Origin of the sequence: Paenibacillus phyllosphaerae (genome assembly GCF_014192105.1) — a bacterium.
GTDB classification, from domain to species: Bacteria; Bacillota; Bacilli; order Paenibacillales; family Paenibacillaceae; genus Paenibacillus_Z; species Paenibacillus_Z phyllosphaerae.
The window spans coordinates 575,597-597,458 of record NZ_JACHXK010000001.1; the positions used below are offsets into that span (position 1 = coordinate 575,597).

Sequence of the window (21,862 nt, forward strand, 5' to 3'; positions counted from 1 at the left end):
TGCCTCCTCCCGCTCTCCATCAAATCTCTTTAATATGCGTCTCTTCAAAGTCTTCCGGGTTAAACCAGTTGCCTGATGATGCCCAAGTCGCGTCGAGCGGTATCCAGCCGCCCTCTTGATCATTCAAGCGAACTTCATTCCACGCATGCGGCCCGAAGCCGCCCCGTCCGTCGGCGCCCTGTCCGGTCACGACCTTCACTTCAAGCCCTACCGTGCGGGCCATCACCGCATAAAGTCTTGCTATGTCAATACAAACGCCGGTCTTCGTCTGGAACGTCTCGGCAGGCGATTGTTCCTTCCATATCCCATGCTCCTCATAATTGCGGGCTTTGTCCCAATCGTAAGCGATTCGCGTACCGAGCCAATCGTACAGCGCCTTCGCCTTTTCTTCGTCGCTGCCGGCCTTCAGCGTCACTTGGCGCGCTGCCTCCTCGATATCCGGCGGCACGGCCGCATCGATCACTTCATACTTACGCTGCAGCACGCGCTTGAATTCCGTCTGGACCGCTTCGGTCAGCACCGGCCCGCGTTTGGCCAGCACATCACCGGCTACCGGCATCAGCACTTCATCGGCTGTCTTCGCATAGAAGGACGACCCCCGGATGGAATCCACGAGCGGCGCATCCGGCAGCAGCGTCACATAGACGAACAGAATGGCCAGCACGATGAATGCCCGGCCAACGCCAAGCAGGCTGCCGATAATCGCACCGGTCGCCCGGCTTGCCGATCGCATGCCGGCGTCGCGCATCCGCGTCTCCGTTTGGCTCCGGGACAGCAGATCGAACAGCATCGCGCCAAGCGGATGAAGCAGGCTAAGCAGGAAGCGCAGCAGAAAGTATACGGCCAGGAACAAGATCCCGAAGCGCATCAGCTCGAAATCCCGCAAGCTCGTTATCAGTGTATACCAGAGCTGGCTAAACATGCCAAGCTCTTGCTTCGGTACCGTTATTTCCCGCGCAATAAGCCAATCTCGGACATAAGGTGACAGCCAGGAGGCAGCACGGCCTGCCACGATCAAGGACAGGACTGCGGTAGCCGCATCCCATACAAAAAAGAAAAGGTGCTTCGCAGAACCCGACGCACCTCTCCTCATCCCTTGAATCAGCGAGCCGAGCAGGACGACCAAGATGATAAGCGCTACAGGCTCCGGCTTTATCAATGCCTGCATCCACGAATCCATGGCTTCGTTCTCCTCCCATTCCCTATAGCTGCACCTGTCCGGCGCCGCACGGTTCAATCATCCGGCGTCAAGCATGCTAGCCGTTGTTCTTCGCCTGCGTAATTAACGCTTGGATCGTATCGTCAATCTCCCACGTTCCGATCTTGGTGCCGCGGAACATAACCTCTACCTTATTGTCGCCCGGCGTTCCGTGAAGCTCAACGTTCTTGGTCTTCACCGTAAAGGTACCGTCGCCGTTATTGGTGAACGTCGCGTCCTTCGCTTCGCCGACCATTGCCGCGATCGCCTGCTCCTTGGCCTCTTGGGCTACCTTGGTGCCGATACCCTTCACGTCTTCCAGTGTATAACCGCTGTATACGATAATGCCGATGACGATAACCCCGACGATCAGCCACTTTACGACCGTCTTCACGATCCGGATGACCAACCACAGTACGACGAGCGCAATCAGCAGAATGAGCCAGTTATCCTTGAAAAATTCAACCCACGTTTCCCAATCGTAATTCAAATTAAAGCCCATCCGATTAACTCCTCCATTATACCGCCTGCATACCTTGAATACAAAACATTATACCCGAACGGTCTAGGCCCGTAAACGCTGCAGGGACAAGCTTTCCGGCTGGCTTGCGCCACGACGCGGCTGACATAACCTTCCATGTCCAAGCGTACAAGTAGTAACAGGTCACAATCGTGAACCGGCATTTGCGGATTCGCCGGTTAAAGAGCGGAGCGCGTTTCACTTCCGTAATACAAGATCATGAACATACCATCTTGTATCTCAAGTAAGCCAAGCTCAGCTGGTCCACTTGCAAGGCACCGTCGCCGCAACCGTAACACCTTAAAGAAGAACGTCTATAGCGGACGGGCAAGTCGTTCGCCAAGGGGCGTGTGGGGAGGAAAAACCGTTGAAAACCGCAGTATGGCTGTATCTGTTCTTGTTCGTCGCGTTATTCGATTTGCATGCCCAGTACCCGATATTGACGCCATTCGCCATCTCCCTTGGCGCTGCGCCTTCATTCATCGGCCTCATGATGGGCATATACTCCATCACGCATCTGCCCGGGAACGTCGTCGCCGGCATCGGCGTAGACCGTTTCGGAAGCCGGCTGTTCATCGTCTTCTCGCTTGCGGCAGCCGGAATCATTCTTATCTTCCAATCGACGGTGACCGATCCTTGGCAGCTGCTCGCGCTTCGTTCGATCAGCGGCTTCGTGCTCGCCTTCCTCTCGCCTGCCTGCATGACGCTGCTTGCGCGCATCGCCCGAAACCAGGTTGAGCAGCGCAAGCTGATGGCCGGCAACGGCTTCGTACATACGCTTGCGTCCGTCGTTTCGCCAGCGGCAGGCGCTTATCTGGTCGCGCAGATCGGGTTCACGACCGCGTTCCTGGTGCTCGGTTGGGTACTCATCGGCACGGCTGCCTGCGCTCTCCTGTTCATTCGCGAAGCGCCCAAGAAAGCCGTTGCGGCCGACGGTATCGACGAGGTCGGAGGCCATGACGCCCCGGCACTCGGCCGTGATGCAGACAGCGACGCAGGTACGGGACAGACGATCCCGTGGCTCGTCTTCGTTATCCCGGTGGCCATGAGCTGCGCGCAAGGCATCTTGTCCTTCGAGCTGCCGATGATGGCCAAGACGCAAGAGGCGATGATGACGACAGGACTGCTGTTCTCGGTCGTCAGTCTCGGCGCCTTGTCGACGCTCAGCATGATGTTCCTGAATCGCAAGTCGCCTTATCTGCGCACGCTGTGGGGGGCTTTCATGATGGCCATTACCTACTTTGCGATCGCTGCCGGCGTTCCGCTGCCGTTCTATGTCCTGCTCTTCATTCTTGGTATGGCCAAAGGCGTTATCTTCCCGGCTCTGTCATCCCTGCTTATTGAGCTTAGCGGAGGCGCGCGGTACGGGCGAACGTTCTCCGTCCTGTCGATTGCGTTCTCGATCGGCGCGTTCATCGGCCCGCTGATGGCCGGCCACTTCCGCACCTACGTATCGCCTTATTACATCGCCTTCGTCGCACTGATGCTCGCCGTCTCCATTCTCCCTTTCCACGCGATCAAGAGCTCGGGAGGGAGCAGCGCCCATTTTTCAAAAACTGGGTAAACGCACAGGGCCGCTAACCCCCTCCTACATAGGATATGGTGTGGCAAACGACTAACGCGGTAAACGCGGAAGCGTCGGAGCCAAAGAAACTTAGATCCGAAAGAGGGGTGAATATACCATGTCCCAATATGTTGATCATGGTTGCCATGGCAAGGTTGGCGGTTTCAATTCGGCAGGAATTATCCTCGTACTGTTTATCCTGCTCGTAATCGTACTTGGCGGTTTCTGGTGTTAATCCTTCTCCCCTAAGTTAAAGGCGGCTTGCTACTAGCAGGTCGCCTTTCTCCTTTCTTTAAGACGAGACAGCCGATCAAAAAGTAACAGTTGCACCGCCCTGAAAAATCGCTGAATCATCAGTCAATCTATGGGCTTCCTGGCAAAATGGGCTACAATAAGGAAGAGGTGATGAAGCGATGGACATTGCGATTATCGTCGAGGGTAAAAATGACCGCAGCCGCCTAAGACGCGTACTGAGCGAGGAAATTCCGATCTATTGTACATATGGAACGCCAAGTACGAACCAGATTGAAACGTTGCGCAAGCAAGTCGGCCGCAAGCAGGCTTACCTGTTCACCGATAACGATTCGTCCGGCAAGCGGATCCGCGGGATGCTGCGCGACGCCTTCCCGGATGCCGAGCATATCTACACGCGCAGAGGGTATCCCGGCGTGGAGAAGACGCCCGAGGATTATTTGATCGAACAATTAGAAAAAGCGGGTCTGGAGTCGTACATTCTGTACCCGTCCCCAGATCCCGCTCCATGGAGCAAAGAAGATCAAATTTGAATATTCAGCGCGAAGATCACGACCGTTACGGTAACGATGCTTAGAACGGTCGACATGAATACGGTCTGCGAAGCGAATTCCGGCTCATTGTCGAACTCGACGGCAAGCAGGACGCTGGATAACGAAGTCGGTACGGCGGAGGCCACGATCAGCGCCTGCGCCATCAGCCCGTCGATGCCCATCGCCCACACGACTGCGGCAGCGAGCAAGGGACCTGCGACAAGACGAAGCCCGCAGGACAGCCACACGTCAGGCAGCGCGAGTGCGCGCAGCGACCATTTCATACTGCCGAGCTGGACGCCCAGCGTAATGAGGGCCGTTCCGATGAACGCTCCCGCCAGATAGCCGATCGGCGCGGTGAGCGCGACGGGCAGCTCGATCTTGAACGTACGCATCAGCGCCCCGAGCGGGATCGCGTACAGCACCGGCTGCGTCAGAATCGTGCGCATGACGTCACGCAGACTGCTCTTATGCGCATTGACGCTATAGATGCCATACGTGTTAGGCAGCAACGACTGGGTCATCATGACGATCACCTGCACCGACATGGTGAACGGGTTGTTCGCGAATACCAGCTGGTTGAGCGGAATCGCGTAGTTCGCGCTGTTGAAGAACAGCACGCTGTTGCGCATCGCCGCCCGCATCCCGCCTTTATGGCCGCGCAGCCGTACCACCAACTCCACCACCGCGTATTGCAGCAGCATGAACAATACGATGAATAATAACGTCTTCAACGCGACCTCAAGCGAGATCGCCGTCGTATACAGCAAATTAAAGATGATGGCCGGCGAGAACAAATAAAAGTTCAGCTTGGACAACGTCCGAATATCGAGAGAGAACGACCGCTGCAGGATAAAGCCCAAGGCAATCATTACCGACAGCGGCAGCACATTGTTCATGACGATCGAGCTAAGTACGGTCATTCCCCTTATAAGTCGATGAGCGCGTCTGTTATCTCTTTCAGCTTATCGGCGGAGACCAGCTCGTCCATCGATCCTCTCACATATTTGCGGATATTGCCGTCGCGGTCAATGAACGTAATGAGATCGCTGTGCGAATACAGCCCTGTCTCGGGATCCTTGACGACCATCATGCCGAAATCGGTCATCAGCTTGGCCGTCGCCTGCTCGTCATCGCCGCGCAAGAATTTCCAACCGGTCTGATCGATTTCATTCGGGATCTTATCGATAAAGCTGCGGATCGCATCCGGCGTGTCGCGCACGGGGTCGAACGTGATCGAGATGAATTCCACGTCCTTGCCGAATGTGCCGTCGGCTTTCAGCTCGTTCTGCAGCTCGCTCATCAGGAATGTTGTCGGCGGACATACATCCGGACAATTCGCGTAATAGAAATAGACGACCCTTGCTTTGCCGTTCGAATCCGACAGCTTCACCGGATTGCCGTCCAGATCCGAGAGCGTAAACTCCGGCGCAGGTTCATTCGACTCGAAGGTAACGGTCGTTTTGTCCTGCATCGAGATGAGCAAATAAATCCCCATCGCAACGCACAGCGCAAGCACCGCGATTTTGAATTGATGTTTACGTATGAATGCCACTTTCCTATTCCCCCTATGATGTGGTGAAGGACATGTTGCCTGCTGCCCCTCGCCGAATTCGCCACGCTCCCCCAAGCGCAGTAAGCCTTCTTCCTCCTTTGCCGTCAGCTAAGGCCGATTGCAAAAAGCGGCTCCCATCAGGAGACGGTGCCGCTTACCATGGTTATGACCAAGTTGTGTTCGCGATCATGAGCAGGAAAATCACCATTAAGTAGTTAATGGAGAAGAAAAAATTCGTCTTCGCCCATTTGGTCTCGATCGCCTGATGCGCCTTGATGCCCATCAAAGTCTGTACGAGCCAAGCTGCGCCGAGCGCAATCGAAATAATCAAGAAAAAGACCCCTACATAATCATACGCATAGAGCAGGATGCCTGTCGGAATAAGCAGAACAATGTACGGAATCATCTGCAGCTTCGTACGGCTTACGCCTTTGACCACCGGCAGCAGCGGAAACCCGGCTGCGCGATACTCTTCGACCCTGCGGATCGCAAGCGACCAGAAGTGCGGCGGCTGCCAGAGGAACAGCAAGGCGAATAACAGCCAGGCGCCCAGGTCGACCACATTGGTCACCGCGCAATATCCGATAACCGGCGGCATCGCTCCGGAAATCCCGCCAATCGAGGTACTCCAGGTAGAGGAGCGCTTCAGCCACATGGTGTAGATGACCACATAGGCAAAAATGCCAAGTACCCCAAGCCAGCCCGACAATGGGTTAACCAGCGTAAATAGGATGGCTAGTCCAACAATGCCCAGCACGATCCCGTAGATCAGCACATGCAATGGCTGTAAACGGCCTTCGGCGAGCGCGCGCTTCTGGGTCCGTTCCATTTTCTTATCCAGTTCACGGTCCCAGTAGTTGTTGATGACACATGCAGATGCCATCGTAAGCGTCGTCCCCACCAGCATATAGATCAGCAAGAGCCAATCAATGTCCCACTTGGAAGCCACCCAGAACCCGCCGAACGCGGCAAATGCATTCAAGCGCAACAATCCCGGCTTCGTCAGGGCTATGTATTCTTTCAACACAAGAGAGCCTCCTAAGCTTAGGTTACCAAGGTGAAACGGCTTACGCCACGGATGACGATGCCCGTTTCATTCCGGCGGAATACAAGATGCCCGCGCATCGCGTATTCCGATAAAGACGCGCGAGGCGCACGTCCATCTATAGTAGTAGTAATAAGTCGATGTTAATCATACCTCAAGTCGCAATCCTTTGACAATGTTCGCGTTTGCACCGTCACATTTTCTCCACAGCCGGATGCGCAATCCGAAGGAACCTTTTCGCCCACCCCATAATAGTATGTGATTGTGGATTATCGCCCAACTGAAGACGGAAGGAAGTGAGATCCTACGACACATGGCCGTCATAAAAGCAACCTCCGATGACATTAAAATGCTGGCCCGCCTCATGCGAGCCGAAGCTGAAGGCGAGGGCGACCTCGGTATGCTGATGGTCGGCAACGTCGGCGTTAATCGCGTCAGAAGCGGCTGTCTCGACTTCAAGAATATCCGTTCCATTCCGCAGATGGTTTACCAAAGTCCAGGGGGCTTCGAGGCCACGCAAAAAGGCTACTTCTACCAAAGTGCCCGCGATCGCGAAATCCGTCTTGCCAAGCGGATGGTTAACGGGGAGCGCCAGCACCCGGCTTCGAACGCGCTCTGGTTCTTCAAGCCTGCGGGAGGCTGTCCCGCTGAATGGTACGACCAAACCAATTCAGGACGCTACAAAGCTCACTGTTTCTTCATCCCTACGCGGTCCGATTGCCCACGCGTGTATTAAGGCTTAGCAGCCTGCAAGAGCCTATCTCATGTTAATGTTCAGAAAGCGAGGAAATTGAATCATGTCTAACGGTTACGGGTACAAAGGTGCAGTAAGTCCGGCAACAACTGCGGGTTATGGTTACGGCCATGCCACTCCATATCCTGGTATGACCGCTGCATCGGCACCTGGCTTTGGTTCTTCCATGATGCCTTCCATGATGCCTTCCGCCATGCCAACGATGACGCCGTCGATGATGCCTTCCATGATGCCTTCCATGATGCCTTCCATGATGCCTTCCATGATGCCGCAAACAGCAGTTGCCGGTGTTCAGACGCAGCCTCCAGTAGGCGTACCTAGCGGTGCTTTTGTTACACCAACAGGCGGTAACATCGTTACGATGCCTGTTGTCGAGGAATCATATGTAGAGAACATACTACGTCTGAACCGCGGCAAGATGGCGACGTTCTACATGACTTACGAGAACAATAGTCAGTGGAATGCTAAAATTTTCAAAGGCATTATTGAAGCTGCCGGCCGGGATCATATCATTATCAGCGACCCCGCAACCGGGATGCGCTTCCTGCTCCTGACGCTCAATCTGGATTATGTCACGTTCGACGGCCCGATTGCCTATGAATACCCATTCCAAGGCGGCTCCATCTCGAACAGCACGCCGATCGCCTCCACGACTGCCCCTACAGCTACTACGCTTCCGGCTACGAACGGACGTTAAGTTACCGGACGGAATGTCCACGCATGGAGTTTTGCCGGCCCTCCGGGAATCCACTCCGACAAGAGGCGCCACGAAGAACGCTCATCGCAGCGTTCTTTTTTTATGGCTTCCGCGGCTTGTACATCCGTTGCCTGCCAGACCTCGACGAACAATAACGGCTGATCCGTTCCTTCATATAATAGAAACCGGGGATCGGCTGCTTGCTGCTGCGCTATCCATTCAAGGTATGCCTCTTCGTGTTCTTCTGCAATCCGATATTCGACAAAACAGACGGCCATCTGGGAACTTCCTCCTCCGTTATAATAACCAGCGATTCAGAAAATACTAAAACGTACAAATAGAAGTATACCATTTCGTTAGGCAGGTGCTACTCTAATGGACAGCGGAACGCATTTGGTCATGGGACTTGGGCTTGCCGGCCTGGCTACCGTCGACCCTGTCGTCACTGCCGATCCAACGGTCTACTCGGCCATTCTGATCGGCACGATTGTCGGGTCGCAAGCGCCAGACTTGGATACGCTGCTGCGGCTCAAGGGCAATGCCATCTATATTCGCAACCATCGCGGCGCCTCGCATTCGATTCCGGCGATCGCGATCTGGACGTTACTGATCTCCTTCTTGCTGCAACTTGCCTACGGGTTCACGTTGCCTTGGCTCCATCTTATCGGTTGGATCTTGCTTGCCGTCGTGATCCATGTATTCACGGATCTGTTCAACACGTATGGCACGCAGGCTTACCGGCCGTTCTCGAAGAAGTGGGTGTCCTGGAACATCATCCATATCTTCGACCCGGTCATTTTCACCGCCCATGTGATCGCCATTACCTGTTGGGCGCTTCGGCTTGCAGATCCCGCTTATTTGTTCCCGGGCCTGTATGCCGTCCTGATCGTCTATTATCTATGGAGAGTCACCGCCCGCTACTCGCTTCACAAGCGGCTTCCTTCCCTAGATGATCATTATGAGGACCAGGATTCGTACCTGCTCATTCCGACCATTTCCTTATACGATTGGAATGTGGTGAAGCAACGGGCAGACGGCTCCTACGTCATCGGAGATCTCAAACACGGCAGCAAGCTGCGCTGGGTGGACAGTGCCCGCTGCTCGGATCATCCGGCCGTCGAACAGTCGATGAACGACCGTTCGATTCAGTCATTCTTGTCGTTCACCTCGTTCGCCTGCGCGGAAGTGAAAGAACATTCCTGGGGCTATGAGGTCCGCTGGTCGGACGTTCGTTACCGCCATCGCAAGCAGTATCCCTTCGTCGGCGTGCTGCTCATGGACTCGGAATACAAGACGCTCGGCTCCTATGTCGGCTGGCTCAGCGATGAACGGCTGCAAAAACGGCTGCGCATGAATACCTATTAGTGGCACACTGGCAAACCTTGACGAAAGAGCGTCCCTTCTTGCAGAATAAAGAAGGGACTTTCTTTTTGCCTATGGGGAGCGAATCTTTCGGTTCCCGGCGGATACACGGTCATGATTGCGCGCATATAAAAAGGCTCAAGGTTTCCCTTGAGCCTGGTGTGGCCAACTCACAATCCGTTAATTAACGGAATTGCGAACCGGACAGTTGTTGTTCGGCGATTTGTACAAGTTTGCGAGTGATGTAGCCACCAAGCGAACCTGCATCGCGTGTCGCGAAATTGCCGTAGTAACCGTCTGCAGGAATTTGGATACCAAGCTCCTGAGCAGCCTCGTATTTCAGTTGTTCCAGTGCTGCGCTTGCTTGAGGTACGACCAGCGTATTGCTGCTGCGAGATTGTCCTGCCATGTGGAATTTCTCCTTTCATCCTCTGCACTTAGTATGTGTTGCAAGCTTGCAAGCTTATTATGATACGTAAGCGAGAAGAATATGCTTAGATTTGAATCTTATTTTTCAAAACCTTAAAAGGAGTGTCTTCCACCATGTCCAAGCCTATCTCATTACTGTTCGCTATCGTCTCCGTATTGCTCATGACCGCTACCGGTATTGCCATCAGCTACAACGCTTGGCTCACTCTTGCACTCTTCGTGCTGACGATGGGCTGCATCGGCTACGGGTTCGTGCTCAAAGCTAAACTAAGACGCCGCGCGCAGGGTTAACCCCTGCCTTCGCGGCGTTTGTTCTGTTGTCTTCTATTAGCGCGGCAGCAAGAAGCCCATCCGCTCTTTGACGTCGCGCACCGTCTTGCTCGCCGTCTCCGTTACGCGTTCCGCGCCTTGCTTGAGAATATCATGCACGGCTCCGGAGCTGCGAATCTCCTGATAACGCTGCTGCAGCGGCTCCAGCGTCGCGACGACATGCTCAGCCAGATCCTTCTTGAACGCGCCGTAGCCCTGCCCCTCATACTTCGCTTCGATCTCCTCCAGCGACATGCCTGCACAATGCGAGTAAATGCCCATCAGGTTGCTCACTTCCGGCTTCTCGGCCGGGTTAAACTTCACCTCGCGGCCGGAATCGGTCGTCGCGCGGCTAAGCTTCTTGCGAATGACGTCCGGCGGATCGAGCAGCGCGATATAGCTTGCCGGATTCGGGTTGCTCTTGCTCATCTTCTTCGACGCATCATCGAGCGACATAATCCGTGCGCCTACCTTCGGAATGTACGGCTCCGGAATATTGAAGTAATCGCTGAAGCGGGAGTTGAAGCGGCCCGCCAGATCGCGCGTCAGCTCCAGATGCTGCTTCTGGTCGTCGCCGACCGGCACCAGGTGCGCATTGTAGAGCAGAATGTCCGCCGCCATGAGCGTCGGGTAGACGAACAGCCCTGCGCCGACCGAGTCCTTGCCCTGCGACTTGTCTTTGAATTGCGTCATCCGCTCGAGCTCGCCCATGTACGCGAGCGTCGTGAACAACCATCCGAGCTCGGCATGCTGCGGCACATGCGATTGGATGAACACGTTCGCTTTGTTCGGATCGATGCCGGCAGCCAAGTAGATGGCGGCTACCGCTTCGGATTGTTCCCTCAGCGCGGCAGGATCCTGCGGCACGGTGATGGCGTGAAGATCCACGACCATGAAGAAGCATTCATGCGTGTGCTGAAGCTTCACGAAATTTTGGATCGCGCCAATGTAGTTGCCGAGCGTCAGCTGGCCGCTTGGCTGGATGCCTGATAGGACTCTTTGCATAGTGGTTATGCCTCCCCTTCACTTTTAAAGAAAACTTCTTCTTTTTTAAAACAATTCCCCCTCCCTAAGTCCCTCCTGAGGAGGGATTCCGAGGGCACGCGCCCTCTGGACACCCCGAATCGGCGACTTCTGCTACGCGGCCGTCTTCGATGAGACTTGGGTGCGTGGCCCGCTTTTGTCCGCTTCGGACAAAGCTCCGGGTTAGGCGCTCTTCCGCGGCTTGTTCGCCTCGATGGAGTGGAAGGGTGTTGCTTTCGTTGGTGGATTGATGCGTTGGTGCTGGGACTCGCTTGTGACCTGCGGTCACAGGCTTACTGCGAATGTGCACTTGAGGTGCACGAAGTTCCTTTGGGACTCGCTTGTGGCCACAAGCTTACTGCTAGCGCGCACTTGATGTGCGCTAATTGCGTCCGTGCACTTGGGTGCACGAAGTTCCTTTTAAAACAAAAAAGCCCTTCCTCCCGTAAGGGACGAAGGACCGTGGTACCACCCTAATTCGCTTGTCTGCCCGCTTCAACATGAAGCATGCGCGAACAAGCCTTGAGTTCCTTAACGCGGAACGAAACGATAGCCGCATACTGCGTTCGACCGAACGCTTTCCTCAGCCCTGCTCCGGGATCCATTCACCGCGCTCGCTCCGACCGGTTCGCACCAACCACCGGCTCTCTGACAGATACGACTGCACGATTACTTATTCCCATCCTCGCATTTACGTAGATTATAACTCCCGTTTTCGAAAAGTCAAGCAACACTTTCCAATTTAATGCCAATTGGGCGAATTGAATGAAATTGTCTCAAGTGGTTGTCCTGTGCGGCTCCTCGCACGCATATCTTAGTAACTAAGACAAAGACAAGTTCACGCTTTAGAAACCAAGACAAGTTTTCTTCGAAAGGAGTTTATGCCCCTTGAGTGTCGTCTATCGCTTTGGCACACCGCTCTTGGGCGTCGGCTGCCTGCTCATGCTGATGCTCATTCTGGCCGATCATGGTCTAATCGAACAGCTCTCCTCCATCGACAGCGAGGTGCTGCAATCTTTCAAGCTGCTGTTTATCGGCATCATATTGGAAACCTTCCCGTTTATCCTGCTTGGCGTCATCGTATCGGCCATTCTGCAAGTGTTCGTCTCGGATGAAAGGCTTGCCCGCATTACGCCCAAAGGTCCCGTAGGCGGCGTCCTATTCGGAAGCCTGCTCGGCCTGCTGCTGCCGCTATGCGAATGCGGCATGATCCCGGTCGTGCGCAGATTGATTCGCAAAGGCATGCCGGCCTACATCGGCATGATCTTTATTTTCGCCGGACCGATCATCAATCCCGTCGTCTTCACTTCGACCTTCACCGCGTTCCGCGGGCAGCCGAGCATGGCTTACTCCCGCCTTGGGCTTGCGCTGGCCGTGTGCGTCATATTCGGCGTCGTGCTGTACAAGTTCATGAAACGCGATCCGCTCAAGCATGATGCCTATTCCCTTGCCAAAGCCAATAACGGCATCGCCGGCATCTACGAGCATGACCATTCGGCCGGCAACAAAGGCTTGCGCGGACGCATAACGGCCACGCTCGCCCATGCCTCTGACGAGCTGTTCGACATCGGCAAATACGTCATTCTCGGCGCATTCCTGACCGCGCTGGTCCAGACGACGATCGACCGTGAAATATTACTGTCCCTCGGCAGCGGCGCGATCCAGGGTAGTGCTTTCATGATGGGCTTCGCGTTCCTGCTATCGTTATGCTCCACCTCGGACGCCTTCGTCGCGTCTTCGTTTAACGGCGTATTCCCGCCCGGCGCGCTCCTCGCCTTCCTCGTATTCGGGCCGATGGTCGACCTGAAAAGCACGCTTATGCTGTTGGCGACATTCCGTACGAAGGTTGTCGCGGCCATGATTGCTTTGCTGTTCGTCCTCGTGCTGGCGGGATCGATTATTACCGGACACTTGCTCATGTGAAGCTTTCACGGCAGAAAGGATGATGACTGTGGCAACGAATGACCGCAGACGGTTCGTTCACCATCTGGTGCGCGCCGCGCTGCTTACGGGCTTCGCCCTATTCATCGCTCATCTGGTCATGCAGGATAATCTCGGGCTGTATATCGCCCCGCGTATGGCAACTTTCGTCAAGCTGTCCGCGCTAGCGCTGTATGTGACGGCGATCTATCAAGTGTATGCCGCCCTGCAGGCGTGGAACGGTCAACAAGCAGCCGACTGCGGTTGCGATCATGAGCCCCCAAGCTCGATTACCAAAAATATCATCGTGTACGGCCTGTTCATACTGCCGCTCGCGCTCGGCTTCGTCCTGCCGGAATCGACGCTAGGCAGCTCGCTTGCCGCCAAGAAAGGAATGACGTTCGGCGGCGCCGAAACGCTGCAGGCATCGAGCGGCGGTCAAGCGACGCTGCCCGCTGCGGCGATGGATAGCAGCGCCGGCGGCGCAAATGCGCTTTTTCCATACGACGAATATACGAAATCCTACGCCGCATATGGCAAGCAGCTTGTTCAGCAGCCGGCGATCGACGTCACGGACAAGTGGTTCATCGAGACGCTTACTACGATCGATCTATATCGGTCGGCATTCCAAGGCAAGACGGTTACCGTCAGCGGCTTCGTGTATCGGGATGAAGCGATGGGAAGCGAGCAATTTGCCGTCAGCCGGTTCGCTATGAATTGCTGCTCCGCCGATTCTCTTCCTTACGGGCTCATGGTGAAATCGGATCAAGCCGCTGCATTCCAGAAAGATACGTGGGTGAGCGTTACCGGAACCGTCGAGGAAGGCAGCTACGACGGCGGCCCCATCCTGCAGCTGAATGTGACCCGGATTACGCCGATCGCCGCGCCGTCCTCGCCTTACGTGTATCCGGATTATAATTTTGACCAACAGTTCGACTCTTAACTGGAAAAAATTACTTCCGTTTCCTCTGTATCCGTTTTCGCATAAACATTCATCCAACTAACCATACTATGATTACACAAGGGAGGTGAACACAGATGGCAGGACAAGGACAATCCCGCAGCAGCAACACTCTTGTTGTACCTCAAGCTAGCCAAGCCCTGGACCAATTGAAATATGAGGTCGCTCAAGAGCTCGGCATCCAAATCCCGCAAGACGGCTACTACGGCTATATGGCAACACGCGATACTGGCGCCATTGGCGGTTACATCACTCGCAAGCTCGTTCAAATAGCGGAGCAACAACTGGCTGGTACATATCGCTAATAACGAGCTCTAGCAATAACAAAAATGCTGCCTCTCCTTACGGGGGCAGCATTTTTCTGTATGTGGCTATGAGGACGAATCCCTGAATGTTTGTTGTCCGTGCTTCGGCTGATATCGGAACATGCTGCTCGCGACGTTCATGTTGTAGTTCGACTCCATCGTAATGCTTGCCGACCAGTTCCCCTTACGGACGCTGAAGTCGAATTTGATCTCCCCGTGCGTCCATCCCCGCTTATAGCGAAGCGAATCCACGGCCAGCTTGCGGAAAGCTTGCACCTGTTCGAACGACAGGCCTTGCTCGCTCTCCTGCTCTTCTATAATGCCGTTACGGCTCTCAATGGGATTGTGGCAAATCCCATACTTGCCGACGACATTGTTGCGAATATGTAGGATGACTGTACCTGCTGCGGCATGCGTTAATTCTGCTTCCATTTGCCGAAAAACGTAATCTACCTGCCGCGCAAGCGGCATTGCCTCCATGCTCATCAATTCCATACACCTCGTTAAGTGAAATTTCATAAATCTTTCCATTAGTTCCTAAGACTCATTATATGCCAGTCTTCTTACAATTTTCAAACATTTTTTATAAAATTCTTACATCTTATTTCATTTTTCTTTCAAAAATGACACCATCAGATTAGTTTCAGTGCCACATGTCGACCTAAAGTACTGTTTTTAGACAAATATAGACAACCAAAATGCCGATGTTATAATAAGGAAAGTTACCTAGAATAATTTGGCTATAGGTCGAAAGGGGCGCGTTACGTTCGATGAATTGGTTGCACTCTTTATCCATCCGCAAGAAATTAATGATAGGCTTCTATTTGAATGTGGTATTGTTCGCCATCCTGTTGCTTGTCGCATTGCTCGTCTCTGATGGTTCGCTGCTCGCTGGTCTCATCATCATTGCTGTGATCGCCATTCTTACCTTCCCGATTGCACTTTTCTTCGAGCGATCCTTAACGAGCACGATCGAGGAGATGAAGACGATTGCGTATTCCGTCTCCAAAGGTGACTTCACCCAGAAGCTCGATACGGCCAAAGGCGGCGAGCTTGCTCATGCATTCAACAACATGACCACCAAAATTCGCGATATTCTGAAAGAAACTTCCGGTATCTCCACGGTCGTCAACGATTCAAGCAGTACGATCTTCAGCAAGAACAATGAGCTGAAGCAAGTGATGGATCAAGTGTCCGCCTCAGCCGGAGAGCTGGCGACGGGCGCCTCCGAAATCTCCTCCGATATTAGCGTGATGGCTGACTCCATCCGCGATATGGAGCATAGCTTCACTAATTACGTGGAAACGACCAAGCAAATGAACGAACGCTCCGAACTCGCGCTTACCCTGGTCGACAAAGGCCGTCAAGCCGTGGAAAGCCAAGCGGACGGCATGAAACGCAACGTGGAAGCGACCGCGAACGTCGCCGCTTCGATCGAAGATCTGGCGCATAAAGCGGACGGTATCTCGGCCATCACGCATACGATTTCGGAGATTGCCGAGCAGACGAATCTGCTGTCGCTCAACGCTTCCATCGAGGCTGCACGCGCAGGCGAGCACGGACGCGGCTTCGCGGTCGTCGCTCAGGAGGTACGCAAGCTGGCGGAGGAATCCAATTCCGCTACCAAGGAAGTCTTCACGCTGGTCAAAAGCATTGAAGCCGCCGTTAAGCAAGCCATTACCGGCATTCAAGCCAATGAAGAGGTCGTGAAGCTTCAGACCGAAGCGCTCCATCAGACCGAGCAAACCTTTGCCGAAATTATCGCAAGCGTCCAGTTCATCAGCGAACAGATCGGCCACTTCGCTGCCGAAAGCAACGCGATGCTCGACAGCACGCGCAAGATTTCCGACACCATTCAGAACATCTCGGCGATTACCGAGCAATCCGCTGCCGGCACGGAGCAGGTGGCTGCCTCGATGAACGAGCAGATCGCATCGGTACAAGCCGTCATCTCGGAGACGGAGCGGATGCAGCAGAATGTGAGTCAGCTACAGCGGACCATATCGGTGTTTAAAGTTTAAGGGGCGCCTTAACCCTTTCTTAGCCTCCCCCTTCCCCCTCCATCGGAGGGGAACCAGAGGGCCCCGTCCCTCTGGACACCCGGAATAAGCGTATCTCGTTACGCGGCCGTCTTCGATCTGTCCTTTCGGGGTTGGCCCGCTTTTGTCCCGATGACGCTTGCATGTCGATTCTCCATGCAAGCCGTCATTTGGGACAAAGCTCTGCGTTCGAGCTTCGTTCATTACTTTGGTGCCTTGGGGTGGTGACCTGCTGATTTTAAGCAGATAGCGAGACCATGAGCTGACTATCGCTTGACGCCCACTTTGTGGACACGCTTACCTAAATACAAGTGCAATTAAAAAGGGCTCTCCAAGTCATCTTCGATGACTTGGAGAGCCCTTCTTCTTTTACAAACCTTTGTTGTAGTCGTAGCCGATGGCTTGCAGGAACGCGCGAGCGAGCACGGCGTGGCCCGTCGCTGTCGGATGCACGCGGTCCCATGCCAACGTGGCTGGGTAGATGTGCTTCATCACCTGGTTGAAGGCGGCTTGGGTATCGACGAATTGCGCGTCGTACTTGGCGGCCAGACGCTTCACGGCCGCGCCGTATTGGTCCATCGTGCTGCGCATCGCGTCCAATGCATTCGGCTCAATGTAGAACGGAGTCATAAGGATAAGACCTTGCAGCTGCGGACGCGTCTGAGCTATCAGCTGTTCCAACGTCTCTTCGTATTCTTCGATGTACACATGCTGCTCGGGAATGGTCGGCAGGTCGTACTGCCGCCATACATCGTTCGTGCCGATCATGATCGACAGCCAGTCCGGCTTCAGATCAAGCACGTCCGTCTGCCAGCGCGCTTTCAGGTCGCGAACGGTATTGCCGCTCGTTCCCATATTGACGATACGCAGGCCCAGCTCCGGGTAGGCCGCAGTCAGCAGCGCGTCTACGAGTGACACATACCCTTTGCCGTTGGCGCCGAACAGCCCTTCGCCAATCGGTCTTGCCCGGTCGCAATCGGTGATCGAATCGCCGATCATCACCAGTTTGGATTTTGCATGCAGCAACATTGCATATCCCCCTTAAGCGCTCTCCGATGAAAGCAAGAATTGAATGATCTTGTCGTGCAGCCCCGGCAAGCCTTCGTGGCCGAAGTCCGGATAGATCTCGACCGATTTGGGCGCGCCGATCTTGTTGTAGGCGGCGAACTGCGTCGAAGGCGGACAGATCGTATCCATCAGCCCGACGCCGAGCAGCACTTCCCCTTGAATCCGCTCAGCCAGATGCTGAATGTCGATATACCCCAGTTTCGTGAAAATCTCATCCTCGCGCTTATGCTGCGGGTCGAAATGACGGAAGTAGGTGCGCAGCTCCCCATACGCATCCTTGGCCAGATCCATCTCCCATACGCGGCGATAGTCGCTCAGGAACGGGTAGACCGGAGCCAGCTTACGGATCCGCGGCTCCAGGGCAGCGCAGGCAATCGTCAGCGCCCCGCCTTGCGACCAGCCGGTCGCATAGACCTGATCGGCATCCACCTCGTCCATCCCCATCGCGATCGAGGCCAGCTGCGCGGTATCGAGGAAGATATGGCGGAACAGCAGGTTATCCGGCTCGTCGTCGAGGCCGCGGATAATGTGCCCGTGGTGAGTATTTCCTTTGGTGCCGCCGACATCCTCGGACCCGCCGCCTTGGCCCCGGCAATCCATCGCGAATACCGAATAGCCAAGCGATACGTAACCTAGGCGTTCGCTCCAATCCCCGACATTGCCCGAGTAGCCATGGAAGTGCAGCACGGCCGGATGCGGTCCTTGATCGCCTCTCGGACGGGCGTATTTGACATGGATGCGGGCTCCGCGAACGCCCGTGAAATACAGGTCGAAACATTCGGCGAGCGGCGTCTGGAACGAGCTCGGCACAAGCTCGACCTGCGGATCCACGGCACGCATCTCGGCGATCGCGCGCTCCCACCTTTGCAGTTAAAAATCGCGCCAATTCCCGTTGTCCTTCGCGCGCATGCATGAAGAGCTGTCATCAGTGGGAAAATGAGCAGACAACGATTTCTAAGCGAGCCCCTACAGAATAGGAGGAGTTTGGAATGGTTGGCATGCATCCGCCTGGACGGTACAAGCGTTTGCTCGTTAGCTCGCTAGCCGTCTGCTTGATTACTACCACTCTTTGCAGTTGCTCCTTATTCCCGCACACCGTCCCTGCCAAGCTAGCCCAGACTGTACGCCTAGACGATGCTGCAACTCGCGCTGCCGCCCCCGCTGGCGACGCCAGAGAAGTCAACGGCCAACTGGGCAAGCGCAAGCAGCACGGCAATGAGCAAATGTCGTGGATTGAGCTGCAACGCCACTACCCGGGAACCTTTTTCACCCAAGGCTCCAGAACGAAACGCAAAGTCGCCCTCACGTTCGATGATGTGCCTGATCCGCGGTATACGCCCAAGGTGCTCGATATATTGGCCAAATACAAGGTGCGCGCCACGTTTTTCGTATTAGGCTCGAAGGCTGCCGCCTACCCGCATCTCGTGAAGCGCATGCGCAGGGAAGGGCATATGATCGGCAATCACTCTTACGATCATCCGGTGTTCACTTCCCTATCCGCCCACCAGTTCGGCCAGCAGATCACCGAAGCCGACAAGCTGCTCCGCTCGCTCGCGGGCTACAGTCCGCGGCTCATTCGGCCGCCGTATGGGGCCATTACGCCGAATCAGGTCGAATGGGCTCGGCGCAACGGATACACGATCGTCAACTGGGACGTCGATTCCGAGGATTGGCGCAGCATCAACAGCAGTTTGATTATGGCGAATATTAAGAGCACCTTGCAGCCCGGATCCATCATTCTGCAGCATGCCGGCGGCGGCGCGACGCAGGACTTGTCGGGCACTTTGAATGCCTTGCCTCAGCTCATCAAGATGCTGCAGGCCAAAGGCTACGAGATCGTAACCTTGCCCGAGTTGATCAACCGACCCGTCGCACGCACGAAGCCTTTCAACATCAAACGGCGCCCCTCCCAATAAAGGAGAAGCGCCGTCATTTGTTGTATGTGCTTGGTCTTGCCCGGCCCGACCTACTTCAGGACATATACCGTCACGTACTGATAGCCGAATGTGCGTGCTTCCTGCTGGGAAGAAGGAACGAAGATATCGATCCGGTTGCCCTTGATCGCACCGCCCGTATCCGAAGCGATCGCGTACATGCCGCCTTGCGGCAATCCGTTGTAGTCATAGCCTGTTACGTACACTTTCGTTCCGAGCGGAATCCGCTCCGGGTCTACGGCAATCGTGCCGACCTTCAGGGCGTTGCCGAAATAATCGACTGCGCCGTATCCGCCATTCTCGCTTGCTGCCGCCGTGTAAGCACTTGCTTTTACCTGGAAGCTGTCTGAATACGCAATTGGTTGCCCGCTTACCGTCAGCGTATCGCTGCTCGGAGCTGCCGCTGCCGCGGTCTCGACCGCCATCATGCTCATTTTAGCGGATTTGACGGACGTTTCTTTCGCTTGGGGAGCAGCTGGAGCGGTTGCGCCTCCGTCTGGAATGACAATCGTTAGCCCAGCGTATATGTTAAGCGGGTTAACCGTCGGATTTGCTTTCATCAGCCCATCGATGTTGACGTTAAACCGTTTCGACATACTCCAGAACGTATCATTGTCCGTTGCCTTGTAGAGGGTTGCCGCACTCGCTGCGCCCGCATGGGACAACAGGGCCAGCCCGATGACAGCCGCTGCCATACCTTTTTTGAACTTCGTGAACAATTGCATATCCTCCTTTGGTTTACGAAATCGCGCCGTCCTAACGACGCTCGACTTCGTCATCGCGAGCAGATCGAACACATAACCGTTCAATAGATCTGCTCCTGCTTGTGGCCTACGAGGTTAGTTGTCGGATTCGGGCCGAGGAGTTCAGCCCTACGCTCCCGGACGCGAAGCAAGCGTCCTTGGCGATTCACCCCAAGCGGCAACCGCATTGGAAGACATGTCCAAACTGCAGCGGTATTCGCGAAGTTCCGCTCTTGCATGGTTGAGCAAGAAGCGGCAGGTTCCATGCGTGGCATGCCCCTGTTTAGTCCCCCGTACATAAAGTTTCGGCTCGTGTAAAAGGTTACCACGGCCAAACAGACCGCTCTAGCGGTAATATACGGAAGTCGGGTTCATGTCAGGTATCTCGGCAGCCGCTGCTAGACAGCGTGTTCAAGAAAAAGCATGAACGACGGGCGCGATCGACCGTCATTCATGCTCGGGATTCATTCGTTATAGTGCAAAAACTACCAGCGTTCCGTCTACATTATCGCGCGTTAATCGGCAGGCAGATCGGAATGCAGCGCGGTTTGCATGCCGCTGACCATCGTGCGGATGCCAAGTTCAAAATACGGCAGCGTCCGGCTCAGCAGCTGATCAACCGGCTCGCGATGATTCGTATACGTGGCGACATAACCTTGCACGTAATAAAACAGAATCCTTGCCCGGTTCACCGCCTCCTCGCCGGTCTCCGGCAGCTGCTGATGCGCGGATAAGGCAAGGTGAAGCGCCTTGCCGATATGATCGAACAACCGCTTGCGGATCTGATTAATCTCAAGCTCCGGCGCGTCCTCGTCGACGCGTACCGATCCGGCGTTGAACAGCACCGTATGCAGACTGCCGTGGGTCAGGCAAAATACGACATGCGCCTTCAGCAGCTCGACCAGCGCTGCGGCCCGATCCCCGCTTCCTTCCTCGAGCTTGCGGAGCATCGAATGCTCGAGTTCGAGCAGCGACGGGATCGCAATCTGCTGCAGCAGATCCTCCTTATTCTTGAAATAAAGGTAGATCGCCGTATGCGAGCATCCCGCTTCCTTCGCAATCTCGCGCATCGTTACGGCCTCATACCCCCGCGTAATGAATAGCCGCTCCGCCGCTTGGCGAACGGACTTCTTCATCTCTTCCGTCATTCTCTTGCGTCGATCGGCCGCTTCCGGCATAAACTTTAGCGCCCCTTTACGTAATGTGATCGCAGTCATCGCAGATGCCGCTCCGCCGACTTCGTTTTTTCAATAATAACCATTGGTTACGATTTCGCGCAACTTCGCACCGCAACTTCCTGTTTACGGGGATGCAGGTATTCATCATTATTGGCATCGTTGGCTTCGTCCTTGCCGCCATATTCAACGGAACATTCGTATCGGGCGACCGGCAGCGGGCGAATTTCTATTCCGAGACGAAGGAAGATCGCCATGCGCGCGGGAAAGCGACCGATTGGCTGATGCTCGGCAGCGTGATCTCGTTCGGTATCGCTGCGCTAATCTATTGGCTGTCTTAGCGGCCAAACGGATCGGAATAACCTTGTTATTTCGAGGCGCTGCGATACGCTCCTCATCTCCGGATATGCCAAAAGGACGCGCTCTCGTCAGAAGAAGAGAATGCGTCCTTTTTTTTCGATCAGCCATATCGATCC

General features: G+C 54.9%; 26 protein-coding genes, 1 pseudogene, 1 riboswitch and 1 other annotated feature. Of the genes and pseudogenes, 13 read left to right on the forward strand and 14 right to left on the reverse strand.

The window, feature by feature from the left end; all coding sequences use genetic code 11:
• Positions 1-19: 19 nt before the first annotated feature.
• Complete coding sequence (locus tag FHS18_RS02305; RefSeq protein WP_183596479.1) at positions 20-1,180, reverse strand: transglutaminase domain-containing protein; 1,161 nt, start codon at positions 1,178-1,180, stop codon at positions 20-22.
• 76 nt (positions 1,181-1,256) lie between these two features.
• Positions 1,257-1,700: a hypothetical protein gene (locus tag FHS18_RS02310; protein WP_183596481.1), complete on the reverse strand. Its 444-nt coding sequence runs from the start codon at positions 1,698-1,700 to the stop codon at positions 1,257-1,259.
• A 385-nt stretch (positions 1,701-2,085) separates the two neighbouring features.
• Between FHS18_RS02310 and FHS18_RS02315 the strand changes: the two genes are divergently transcribed.
• The 3 genes from FHS18_RS02315 to FHS18_RS02320 all read left to right on the forward strand — a co-directional run bounded on the left by FHS18_RS02315 (position 2,086) and on the right by FHS18_RS02320 (position 4,067).
• Positions 2,086-3,282, forward strand: coding sequence for an MFS transporter (locus FHS18_RS02315; protein WP_183596483.1), 1,197 nt, complete (start codon positions 2,086-2,088; stop codon positions 3,280-3,282).
• A 118-nt stretch (positions 3,283-3,400) separates the two neighbouring features.
• Positions 3,401-3,517 carry a YjcZ family sporulation protein gene (locus tag FHS18_RS34015; protein WP_221401170.1) on the forward strand — a complete coding sequence of 39 codons (117 nt, stop codon included), beginning with the start codon at positions 3,401-3,403 and terminating at the stop codon, positions 3,515-3,517.
• A 178-nt stretch (positions 3,518-3,695) separates the two neighbouring features.
• Positions 3,696-4,067, forward strand: coding sequence for a toprim domain-containing protein (locus FHS18_RS02320; protein ID WP_183596484.1), 372 nt, complete (start codon positions 3,696-3,698; stop codon positions 4,065-4,067).
• On the opposite strand, the gene FHS18_RS02325 is transcribed toward FHS18_RS02320, so the two are convergent.
• The 3 genes from FHS18_RS02325 to cyoE all read right to left on the reverse strand — a co-directional run bounded on the left by FHS18_RS02325 (position 4,058) and on the right by cyoE (position 6,649).
• Positions 4,058-4,990, reverse strand: a complete 933-nt coding sequence (locus FHS18_RS02325; protein WP_183596487.1) for an AEC family transporter — start codon at positions 4,988-4,990, stop codon at positions 4,058-4,060. The genes FHS18_RS02320 and FHS18_RS02325 overlap by 10 nt on opposite strands.
• A gap of 5 nt (positions 4,991-4,995) precedes the next feature.
• Positions 4,996-5,622: an SCO family protein gene (locus FHS18_RS02330; RefSeq protein WP_183596489.1), complete on the reverse strand. Its 627-nt coding sequence runs from the start codon at positions 5,620-5,622 to the stop codon at positions 4,996-4,998.
• 163 nt (positions 5,623-5,785) lie between these two features.
• Positions 5,786-6,649: a heme o synthase gene (gene cyoE, locus FHS18_RS02335; protein ID WP_183596491.1), complete on the reverse strand. Its 864-nt coding sequence runs from the start codon at positions 6,647-6,649 to the stop codon at positions 5,786-5,788.
• 331 nt (positions 6,650-6,980) lie between these two features.
• On the opposite strand from cyoE, the gene FHS18_RS02340 reads away from it, so the two are divergent.
• Complete coding sequence (locus FHS18_RS02340; RefSeq protein WP_183596494.1) at positions 6,981-7,403, forward strand: cell wall hydrolase; 423 nt, start codon at positions 6,981-6,983, stop codon at positions 7,401-7,403.
• 120 nt (positions 7,404-7,523) lie between these two features.
• Here the strand turns inward: FHS18_RS02340 and FHS18_RS34180 are convergent, their stop codons facing one another.
• The gene (locus FHS18_RS34180) at positions 7,524-7,673 is read right to left on the reverse strand and encodes a hypothetical protein (RefSeq protein ID WP_246427458.1); all 150 of its coding nucleotides are present in this window, start codon (positions 7,671-7,673) and stop codon (positions 7,524-7,526) included.
• 10 nt (positions 7,674-7,683) lie between these two features.
• On the opposite strand from FHS18_RS34180, the gene gerQ reads away from it, so the two are divergent.
• Entirely contained in the window at positions 7,684-8,118 is a 435-nt protein-coding gene (gene gerQ / locus FHS18_RS02345; RefSeq protein WP_409348522.1) for a spore coat protein GerQ, read from the forward strand.
• Here gerQ and FHS18_RS02350 read toward each other — a convergent pair.
• The gene (locus FHS18_RS02350; protein WP_183596499.1) at positions 8,115-8,396 is read right to left on the reverse strand and encodes a hypothetical protein; all 282 of its coding nucleotides are present in this window, start codon (positions 8,394-8,396) and stop codon (positions 8,115-8,117) included. The two genes, gerQ and FHS18_RS02350, sit on opposite strands and share 4 nt — an antisense overlap.
• A gap of 97 nt (positions 8,397-8,493) precedes the next feature.
• Between FHS18_RS02350 and FHS18_RS02355 the strand changes: the two genes are divergently transcribed.
• Positions 8,494-9,483: a metal-dependent hydrolase gene (locus FHS18_RS02355; RefSeq protein ID WP_183596502.1), complete on the forward strand. Its 990-nt coding sequence runs from the start codon at positions 8,494-8,496 to the stop codon at positions 9,481-9,483.
• 181 nt (positions 9,484-9,664) lie between these two features.
• Here the strand turns inward: FHS18_RS02355 and FHS18_RS02360 are convergent, their stop codons facing one another.
• Positions 9,665-9,889, reverse strand: coding sequence for an alpha/beta-type small acid-soluble spore protein (locus tag FHS18_RS02360; protein ID WP_183596505.1), 225 nt, complete (start codon positions 9,887-9,889; stop codon positions 9,665-9,667).
• 134 nt (positions 9,890-10,023) lie between these two features.
• On the opposite strand from FHS18_RS02360, the gene FHS18_RS02365 reads away from it, so the two are divergent.
• Positions 10,024-10,200, forward strand: coding sequence for a DUF5325 family protein (locus FHS18_RS02365; protein ID WP_183596508.1), 177 nt, complete (start codon positions 10,024-10,026; stop codon positions 10,198-10,200).
• A gap of 36 nt (positions 10,201-10,236) precedes the next feature.
• Here the strand turns inward: FHS18_RS02365 and trpS are convergent, their stop codons facing one another.
• On the reverse strand, positions 10,237-11,223 hold the full coding sequence (gene trpS / locus FHS18_RS02370; protein ID WP_183596512.1) for a tryptophan--tRNA ligase: 987 nt from the start codon (positions 11,221-11,223) through the stop codon (positions 10,237-10,239).
• Positions 11,224-11,686: 463 nt separating this feature from the next.
• Positions 11,687-11,936: a binding site (T-box leader), on the reverse strand.
• A gap of 193 nt (positions 11,937-12,129) precedes the next feature.
• On the opposite strand from trpS, the gene FHS18_RS02375 reads away from it, so the two are divergent.
• The 3 genes from FHS18_RS02375 (at position 12,130) to FHS18_RS02385 (ending at position 14,427) form a co-directional block, all read left to right on the forward strand.
• Positions 12,130-13,164 carry a permease gene (locus FHS18_RS02375; protein ID WP_246427402.1) on the forward strand — a complete coding sequence of 345 codons (1,035 nt, stop codon included), beginning with the start codon at positions 12,130-12,132 and terminating at the stop codon, positions 13,162-13,164.
• 22 nt (positions 13,165-13,186) lie between these two features.
• Positions 13,187-14,104, forward strand: coding sequence for a TIGR03943 family putative permease subunit (locus tag FHS18_RS02380; RefSeq protein ID WP_183597323.1), 918 nt, complete (start codon positions 13,187-13,189; stop codon positions 14,102-14,104).
• A gap of 95 nt (positions 14,105-14,199) precedes the next feature.
• Positions 14,200-14,427 (forward strand): alpha/beta-type small acid-soluble spore protein, encoded by a 228-nt coding sequence (locus tag FHS18_RS02385; RefSeq protein ID WP_183596514.1) that lies wholly within the window; start codon positions 14,200-14,202, stop codon positions 14,425-14,427.
• Positions 14,428-14,493: 66 nt separating this feature from the next.
• Here FHS18_RS02385 and FHS18_RS02390 read toward each other — a convergent pair whose 3' ends face one another.
• Positions 14,494-14,913 carry an O-methyltransferase gene (locus FHS18_RS02390; protein WP_183596517.1) on the reverse strand — a complete coding sequence of 140 codons (420 nt, stop codon included), beginning with the start codon at positions 14,911-14,913 and terminating at the stop codon, positions 14,494-14,496.
• Positions 14,914-15,197: 284 nt separating this feature from the next.
• Between FHS18_RS02390 and FHS18_RS02395 the strand changes: the two genes are divergently transcribed.
• Complete coding sequence (locus tag FHS18_RS02395) at positions 15,198-16,448, forward strand: methyl-accepting chemotaxis protein (protein WP_183596519.1); 1,251 nt, start codon at positions 15,198-15,200, stop codon at positions 16,446-16,448.
• 387 nt (positions 16,449-16,835) lie between these two features.
• Here the strand turns inward: FHS18_RS02395 and FHS18_RS02400 are convergent, their stop codons facing one another.
• Together FHS18_RS02400 and FHS18_RS02405 are read right to left on the reverse strand one after the other, a co-directional pair.
• Positions 16,836-17,495, reverse strand: a complete 660-nt coding sequence (locus FHS18_RS02400; RefSeq protein ID WP_183596522.1) for an SGNH/GDSL hydrolase family protein — start codon at positions 17,493-17,495, stop codon at positions 16,836-16,838.
• 12 nt (positions 17,496-17,507) lie between these two features.
• Positions 17,508-18,395, reverse strand: a pseudogene (locus tag FHS18_RS02405) (alpha/beta fold hydrolase); the annotation flags it as partial.
• Between the two features lie 128 nt (positions 18,396-18,523).
• Here FHS18_RS02405 and FHS18_RS02410 point away from each other — a divergent pair.
• The gene (locus FHS18_RS02410; RefSeq protein WP_183596527.1) at positions 18,524-19,450 is read left to right on the forward strand and encodes a polysaccharide deacetylase family protein; all 927 of its coding nucleotides are present in this window, start codon (positions 18,524-18,526) and stop codon (positions 19,448-19,450) included.
• 50 nt (positions 19,451-19,500) lie between these two features.
• Here FHS18_RS02410 and FHS18_RS34845 read toward each other — a convergent pair whose 3' ends face one another.
• Positions 19,501-20,277, reverse strand: coding sequence for a 3D domain-containing protein (locus FHS18_RS34845; protein ID WP_281378625.1), 777 nt, complete (start codon positions 20,275-20,277; stop codon positions 19,501-19,503).
• Positions 20,278-20,281: 4 nt separating this feature from the next.
• Positions 20,282-20,532: riboswitch (cyclic di-AMP (ydaO/yuaA leader) on the reverse strand.
• Positions 20,533-20,726: 194 nt separating this feature from the next.
• The gene (locus FHS18_RS02420; RefSeq protein WP_183596530.1) at positions 20,727-21,428 is read right to left on the reverse strand and encodes a TetR/AcrR family transcriptional regulator; all 702 of its coding nucleotides are present in this window, start codon (positions 21,426-21,428) and stop codon (positions 20,727-20,729) included.
• 92 nt (positions 21,429-21,520) lie between these two features.
• Between FHS18_RS02420 and FHS18_RS02425 the strand changes: the two genes are divergently transcribed.
• A complete protein-coding gene (locus FHS18_RS02425) occupies positions 21,521-21,727 on the forward strand; it encodes a DUF5316 family protein (protein WP_246427403.1) in 207 nt (68 codons plus the stop codon).
• Positions 21,728-21,862: the final 135 nt, after the last annotated feature.